Origin of the sequence: Allostella sp., assembly GCF_041913585.1 — a bacterium.
In the GTDB taxonomy this organism is placed as follows: Bacteria; Pseudomonadota; Alphaproteobacteria; order ATCC43930; family Allostellaceae; genus Allostella.
In genome coordinates this window covers 1-6,455 of sequence record NZ_JAYSFE010000185.1, presented here as the reverse complement: position 1 = coordinate 6,455, position 6,455 = coordinate 1, and the positions used below count along the sequence as shown (strand labels likewise).

8 protein-coding genes are annotated in these 6,455 nt (G+C 72.3%); all 8 read right to left on the bottom strand.

Annotated features, from left to right (window positions below; translation table 11 throughout):
• Positions 1-85: 85 nt before the first annotated feature.
• Positions 86-922 carry a class I SAM-dependent methyltransferase gene (locus ACE3Q3_RS22210; RefSeq protein WP_374449674.1) on the bottom strand — a complete coding sequence of 279 codons (837 nt, stop codon included), beginning with the start codon at positions 920-922 and terminating at the stop codon, positions 86-88.
• A 142-nt stretch (positions 923-1,064) separates the two neighbouring features.
• Positions 1,065-1,757, bottom strand: coding sequence for an ABC transporter ATP-binding protein (locus tag ACE3Q3_RS22205; RefSeq protein ID WP_374449672.1), 693 nt, complete (start codon positions 1,755-1,757; stop codon positions 1,065-1,067).
• A 5-nt stretch (positions 1,758-1,762) separates the two neighbouring features.
• Complete coding sequence (locus ACE3Q3_RS22200; RefSeq protein WP_374449670.1) at positions 1,763-2,896, bottom strand: ABC transporter permease; 1,134 nt, start codon at positions 2,894-2,896, stop codon at positions 1,763-1,765.
• Positions 2,893-4,047, bottom strand: a complete 1,155-nt coding sequence (locus ACE3Q3_RS22195) for an efflux RND transporter periplasmic adaptor subunit (protein WP_374449668.1) — start codon at positions 4,045-4,047, stop codon at positions 2,893-2,895. The genes ACE3Q3_RS22200 and ACE3Q3_RS22195 overlap by 4 nt, the downstream gene beginning before the upstream one ends.
• Before the next feature lie 163 nt (positions 4,048-4,210).
• Positions 4,211-4,627, bottom strand: coding sequence for an OsmC family protein (locus ACE3Q3_RS22190; protein ID WP_374449676.1), 417 nt, complete (start codon positions 4,625-4,627; stop codon positions 4,211-4,213).
• Entirely contained in the window at positions 4,624-4,860 is a 237-nt protein-coding gene (locus ACE3Q3_RS22185) for a thioredoxin family protein (protein WP_374449666.1), read from the bottom strand. Before ACE3Q3_RS22185 ends, ACE3Q3_RS22190 begins: the two co-directional genes overlap by 4 nt.
• 21 nt (positions 4,861-4,881) lie before the next feature.
• Complete coding sequence (locus tag ACE3Q3_RS22180; protein ID WP_374449664.1) at positions 4,882-5,964, bottom strand: permease; 1,083 nt, start codon at positions 5,962-5,964, stop codon at positions 4,882-4,884.
• Positions 5,961-6,257: an ArsR/SmtB family transcription factor gene (locus tag ACE3Q3_RS22175; RefSeq protein WP_374449662.1), complete on the bottom strand. Its 297-nt coding sequence runs from the start codon at positions 6,255-6,257 to the stop codon at positions 5,961-5,963. The genes ACE3Q3_RS22180 and ACE3Q3_RS22175 overlap by 4 nt, the downstream gene beginning before the upstream one ends.
• Between the last annotated feature and the right edge of the window lie 198 nt (positions 6,258-6,455).

The window sequence follows — 6,455 nt, the reverse complement described above, 5'->3', positions numbered from 1 at the left end:
GCCGCCAGAGTGTTGCGGGCGGCGAGATGCGGGGCGGCGGAAGCCAATGCAGCCGAGCGCCGCGCCACCCTATCAGGCCAGGACGCTACGTTCTGGTGGAGGCGGTTTCGCAGGGGACGTCAGGAACGGTGCCTTTGACCATCCAGGCGGTCGCAGCGTAGGAGCGCGGCCCGTCCGCCTCTCCGTCGAGATAGGCACGCTGGACGGCGTCCCGCACTCGGGCCTTCGTTTCGGGCGACAGCGTCGCGACGTAGTCGGCGATCGGGCCGTCCCTGCCCTCGTTCGGCGCCCAGTAGTCGGCAAAGGATGCGAATTCCATGCGGATCGTCCGCATGTCCTGCGTCACGTCCTGCAGCCCCGCCTGTCGCCAGGCCTCCGCGAGTTCGCCGGGTCGCGACAGCGGCCGGACATACATGCGCCGACGGCGTTCGTCGGCCGCCGGGTCCACCATCGCCGCGGTGTCGAAGAACATGCGGTAGGCGACGAAGCCGCCGCGGGTGTCCCAGACGGCGGCCGCCACGGTCCCCCCGGGCCGCGTCACCCGCCGCATTTCGCGAATTGCGACGTCGAAACGCGGGACGAACTGCAACACCAGCAGCGACAGCGCGTGATCGAACGACGCGTCGGCGAACTCGAGGGCGCAGGCATCGCCCACCTGGAACCGCACGCGTGGGTCCGAATTGTTGCGTGTCGCATGGGCGACATAGGCCGGCGCGAGATCGACGCCCCGAATGGCGCCGATCGTGGGCGAGGCCGCCAGCGCGTGGCTGAGCGCGCCCGTACCGCTCCCGACATCCAGTACCTTGCCGTCGGTACGTATGCCGGCGAATTCCACGAACGGCATCGCCAGTCGTCGACTCCAGCGACCCATCTGCAGTTCGTAGCCGTTGCCATCGGACGCGTTGAAAGTCGAAGAGGACATGATTGCGCACTCCGTCGACCGCCGTTTCCCGCATCTACGCTACACTAGGTCCGCCTGCCCCCGAGAGGGGGGGCAGGACGGCCGGTCCGCAAAGACAAGGCCGCGGGTCCTGCCGTCGGCCGCCTGGTCCGCCGACCTCCGCTCACGGCGGCGCCGATGCCTCGATCCGCCCGTCCCGCAGCGACACCAGCCGGTCGAACCGGTCGAAGATCTTCTCGTCGTGCGTCACCACCAGCACCGCTGCGCTCTGGGCCCGCGCGAGTTCGCGCAGCAGGTCCATCACCACCCGGGCGCGCTCGGAATCGAGCGCCGCCGTCGGTTCGTCGGCCAGGATCACCCGCGGCCGGTTGACCAGCGCGCGGGCGATCGCCACCCGCTGCGCCTCGCCGCCCGACAGGCGCGACGGCATCGCCGCCGCCCGCCGGCCGACCTGCAGATGCTCGAGAAGCTCGCGTGCGCGCGTCCGCGCGGTGCGGATGTCGGCGCCCGCCAGCGTCATCGGCAGGGCCACGTTGTCAGTCGCGTCGAGGAACGGCAGCAGGTTGTGGAACTGGAAGATGAAGCCGATCCGCTCGCGCCGCAGCCGGCGCAGGTCGGCGATCCGGTAGCGGCCCTCCCACACCACCTCGTCGTCGAGCAGGAGGCGCCCGGCGCTCGGCTCGAGGATGCAGGCGACGACGTTGAGCAGCGTCGACTTGCCGCTGCCCGACGGGCCCTTCAGGCCCACCAATTCCCCGGCCTCGACCGACAGGTCGACGTCGGCCAGCGCCCGCACGGCGGTATCGCCCGTGCCGAAGACCTTGGCCACGCCTTCCAGGCGCACCCGGGACGGCATGCCCCTCAGCCCCCCAGCGCCTGCTGCGGCTCGATGCGCAGCGCCGCCCGGATCGACAGCAGGCTGCCCAGCACGCAGATCCCGGCGATCACCCCGGCCATCGCCGCCACCTCGCCGATCCCCAGCGCCACCGTGCGCGGAAAGACGTCGCGGACGGCGAAGACGAGCAGGGTCGCGGCGGCGAACCCGGACCCGCCCAGCACGAGCGCCTGCTGCAGCACCAGCCCCACGATCGCCCGGTCGGGCGCCCCGATCAGCTTCAGCGTCGCGATCTCGCGCAGCTTGTCCATGGTCATGGTGTAGATCACGAGCGTGACGATGACCGCGGACACGCACAGCAGGACGACCGTGAACATGCCGAGCTGGACCCGCGCCCGGTTGACCACCGAGCGGGTCAGCAGTTCGGACTGGTCGGCGTCGGTCAGCGCGGAGAGATGCTTCCAGCGCCGCGCCGTCTCGGCCACCGCCGCCGGGTCGGCCGCGGGATGCAGGCGGGCGATCACCGCGTTCACGGTGTCGGTGGAGGCGACGGCCCCGCCGGCGGCCGCGGCGCGCCGGGCGGCCGGCGGGGCGAGCTGGAACTGGAGTTCCTGGGCGTCGCGCAGATGCACGAAGACGAGCGGATCGCCGCCCGACGCCACCAGGCCGCGGGTGGTGCCGACGACGCGGTAGCGGTCGCCGCCCAGCGTCACCGTCGCCCCCGGCACGAGGCCGGCACGCGCGTCGGCGACCATCTCGTAGCGGGCGCCGCCGAGGCCCCGGCCGGTCGCGATGGCGGCCGGCCCGCCCGGGCGGCCGGGCTCGTAGCCCATGACCTGGACGCGGACGAGGCCGCGCGCGGTCCGCATCTCGGCCGTGCTCAGGGTGATCGACCCGGCCGCGGCCACGCCGGGCAGGCGCGCCGCCATCTCCCGCACGTCGCCGGGGATGCGCGAGGACTCGGCGAACGGCCCGCGGGTTCCCGCCTCGACCAGCCACAGGTCGGCGCGCAGGCTGCGCGACAGCGCCAGGGCCTCGGCGACGACGCCCTGGTAGATGCCGACCATCGACAGCGCGACCGCCATCAGCAGCCCGAGCCCGATCCCGGTCAGCACGAAGCGCCCGAGATTGTGGCGGATGTCGGCGAGTGCCAAGTTCATCGCCCGGCCACGGCTCGGGCCGCACGGCCCGGCGCGAAGCCGGCGCCGGCGCGCGCCGCCACCGGAACGTCGTCGGGCAGCGCGTCGGCGGTCACGGCGAGGTGCCCGTCCATCAGCCGGGCGGCGAACCGCACCCGGCGCTGCACCAAGCGTCCATCCTCGATGGTCCAGACGCGGCCGTGGGCGCCGTCATAGCCGTGCACCGCCGATTCCGCGACCAGCCGGGCGCGCGGCAGGCGCCCGGTCTCGATCACGACCTCCGCCTGCTCGCCGATCACCGGCATGGCCGGGCAGGCGCGGCAGCGGACATGGACGCGCCGCTCCTCGGTCGCGCGGTCGGCCTCGAGGCCGATCCGCACCACCTCGGCCGGCATCGGGTCGCCCGGCCGGCTGCGCAGCGTCACCGTCGCCGGCTGGCCGAGGGCCAGTGCGCCGGCCCGGCCCTCGTCGACATAGGCGAGGGCCCAGACGCTGTCGGGCGCGACCAGGGTGAACACCGCCTCGCCGGGATTGAGCGCCGTCCCCGGCTCGCGGGCGCGGGCGACGACGACGGCGTCGAAGGGCGCGGTCAGCGTGTGCTTGGCGAGTGCGGTGCGCTCGGCCCGCAGGTTCGCCTGCGCTTCGGCCTGGGCGGCGCGGGCGAGCATGGCGTCGGCCCGGTTGACGGCGACGTCCGCCTGGGCGGCCACGGCCTCGGTCGCGGCCAGTTCGGCCGCCTCGGTGCTGCCGGCGCCGCGCGCGGCGAGGTCGCGGCGCCGGCGCGCGGTCGCCTGCCGCTGCGCGACCTGCGCCTCCGCCCGCTCGCGCTGCGCCTCCGCCCGCGCCACCGCGGCATTGGCGGAGAAGACGGCCGCCTCGGCCTTGGCCACCCGGGCCTCCTGGCTGGCGGCGTTGAGCCGCGCCAGCGGCGCCCCGGCCTGGACGCGGTCGCCATGATCCGCCAGCACGGCGACGAGCGTCCCCGGCACCTCGAAGCCGACGCGCGACAGCACCCGCGCCTCGACGGCGCCGAGGCCGAACACCGTCACCGGCACGTCCTCCTCGAAGGCAGCGACCGGCACGTCGAGCGGCCGCTGGGTCGCGTACCACCAGGCCGCGGCGATCCCGCCCGCGGCCAGGATTGCCGCCGTCAACGCGATGCGGATGCGCATGGCCCCCTCATTTCCTGTGCCAACGCCGGCGGCATGGGCGAACCACGAAGAATGGTCGGACCGCGGCGACGGCTGCGGGCCCTCCGTCCGGCGTCCGGACTTGGACCCGCCTCGGCGGGTGGCGAACCGGATCGGCTTCCGGGCTCCTGGGCAAGGCTGCGGCTCACGCCGCCGGTGTCCTGCGCCGGATGGTCCCCTCGAGCCGCGTCGCCGCGGCGACGGTGTTCGAGATCGTTCCGAACTTGCGGATGTTGGTGTGCAGCAGGTTCAGCCGGCGGTCCGGCTCGTCGGTATCGACGACGATCTCGTAGTCGATGGCGACCATCTTCGGCGGGCTGTCCTGGCGGACGCCGCGAAGCTTCACCTCGACCCCGCGCAACTGGAACTCGAGCATCGGCATCACCCGCTCGATGCCCTTGAGCATGCAGGCGGCGATGGCGGCGAGGAAAAGCTCGGCGGGATTGAAGGCGTCGAGGCGGCCGGCGACGTCGGTGTCGAGCGCGATCGAGGCCTGCTTGGTGGTGGCGAGGCTGCCATGCGCGTCGACCCGGCGCGCGTCCACGGAATATTCGAGCATCATGCGCACAGCCACTTCTCGAGCGCATCCGCGTTGGGCAGCCCGCCGGCATGGACGACCTTGCCGTCGACGACGATGCCCGGGGTCGAGGCAATGCCGAACTTCGCGATCTCGGCATAGTCGGTCACCTTCTGGACCGTGACCGCGATGCCGAGCTTCGCCGCGGCGGTCCTCACCATGGTTTCCGTGGCCTCGCAGCGCTTGCAGCCGGGGCCCAGCACCTTGACGTCCTTCATCGCGCGCATCCTTCCCCGAAGTCAGTGGAACAGCAGGTTGAAGAGGAAGCCGACCGCCAGGATGCCGGTGCCGACGACGCCGACGAACACCGCGATCAGCCGCAGGGTCAGCACCTTGCGCAGGATGATCATCTCGGGCAGCGACAGGGCAATCACCGACATCATGAAGGCGAGCGTCGTGCCGAGGGCGGCCCCCTTGCCGAGCAGCGCCTCGACGATCGGAATGACGCCGGCCGCGTTGGTGTACATGGGAATGCCGATCACGACCGCCGCCGGCACCGACCACCAGGCGTCCGCCCCCATGATGCGCGCCATCAGTTCCGCCGGCACATAGCCGTGGATCAGGGCACCGGCGGCAATGCCGGCGATGATCCAGATCCAGACCCTGCCGACGATGTCCCGGACCGCCTCGATGCCGAGCCGGATGCGGTCCACCGCCGTCGGCGCGTCGTCGGGGACGAACGTTCCGCCGCCGCCATGGATGTCCTTCACCCAGTCCTGGAGCCAGCCCTCGAGCTTCAGGCGGCCGATCGCCCAGCCGGCGACGACGGCGACGGCGAGGCCGAACACCAGATAGGCGAGCGCCACCTTCCAGCCGACGAGGGCGAACAGGAGGCCGAGCGCCACCTCGTTCACCATCGGCGCGGCGATCAGGAAGGAGAAGGTGACGCCGAGCGGAACCCCGGCCGAGACGAAGCCGATGAACAGCGGCACGGCCGAACAGGAACAGAACGGCGTGACGATGCCGAGGCCCGCGGCCATGACGTTGCCGAGGCCCTCCCGCCGCCCGGCGATCAGCGCCCGCGTCTTCTCGGGCGAGAAGTAGCTGCGCACGACGCCCATCGCGAACACGACCAGGGCCAGGAGCAGCAGCACCTTGGGGGTGTCGTAGAAGAAAAAGGCCAGCGCCTCGCCGAGATGGCTCGTCCGCTCGACCGGCAGCCGCGAGACCAGCCATTCCGATGCCGGAACGAGCTGGCTGTAGAGGACGCCCCAGGCGGCGAGCGCCACGCCGAGGCCGGCCAGCCATCTCCAGGCCGGCCGTTTCCAGACCGGTATCGGCCGCGGTCCGCCGTCGCCGGCGGCCAGGGTCTGGGTGCTCATGCCGCGATCCTCTCCTCGCCGCTTGCCGCCGCCAGTACGGCATCGACGACCCGCACGACGCATTGCGCCAGATCAGGGCGCCGCCGATAGCGCACCCACTGGGCGTCGCGGCGGTCGACGACCAGCCCGGCCGCCTTGAGCACGCCCATGTGCCGGGACATGCGCGACTGGGTCGCGTCGAGGCGCGCCATCAGCTCGCATGCGCAATGCTCGCCGCCGTCCCAGATGATGCGCATGGCGCCGAGGCGCGTCGGGTCGGAGAGGGCCGAGAGGAGATCGATCGTCCGCTGCATGGTCTTTACATAAGTACATTCGCACATGCGCGAAAGCGCATTTGTTCGGCCTGCGACATTTGCGGCGAACTCGCGGCGTGCGCGATGACGATGCCGTCGCGAGACAGGGGGGACTCCGGCGGACCACGGCCGTCGGCGATCGAAGAAGTGGGGGAAAGGGGCCGCGTCCCACGGCGGGACGATGTGTCGCCATCGCGC

Excerpts from the sequence above, each read along its gene's own strand:
- ACE3Q3_RS22185 (WP_374449666.1), bottom strand. The coding sequence starts at position 4,860 with ATGAAGGACGTCAAGGTGCTGGGCCCCGGCTGCAAGCGCTGCGAGGCC.
- ACE3Q3_RS22205 (WP_374449672.1), bottom strand. The coding sequence starts at position 1,757 with ATGCCGTCCCGGGTGCGCCTGGAAGGCGTGGCCAAGGTCTTCGGCACG.
- ACE3Q3_RS22195 (WP_374449668.1), bottom strand. The coding sequence starts at position 4,047 with ATGCGCATCCGCATCGCGTTGACGGCGGCAATCCTGGCCGCGGGCGGG.
- ACE3Q3_RS22200 (WP_374449670.1), bottom strand. The coding sequence starts at position 2,896 with ATGAACTTGGCACTCGCCGACATCCGCCACAATCTCGGGCGCTTCGTG.
- ACE3Q3_RS22180 (WP_374449664.1), bottom strand. The coding sequence starts at position 5,964 with ATGAGCACCCAGACCCTGGCCGCCGGCGACGGCGGACCGCGGCCGATA.
- ACE3Q3_RS22175 (WP_374449662.1), bottom strand. The coding sequence starts at position 6,257 with ATGCAGCGGACGATCGATCTCCTCTCGGCCCTCTCCGACCCGACGCGC.
- ACE3Q3_RS22210 (WP_374449674.1), bottom strand. The coding sequence starts at position 922 with ATGTCCTCTTCGACTTTCAACGCGTCCGATGGCAACGGCTACGAACTG.
- ACE3Q3_RS22190 (WP_374449676.1), bottom strand. The coding sequence starts at position 4,627 with ATGATGCTCGAATATTCCGTGGACGCGCGCCGGGTCGACGCGCATGGC.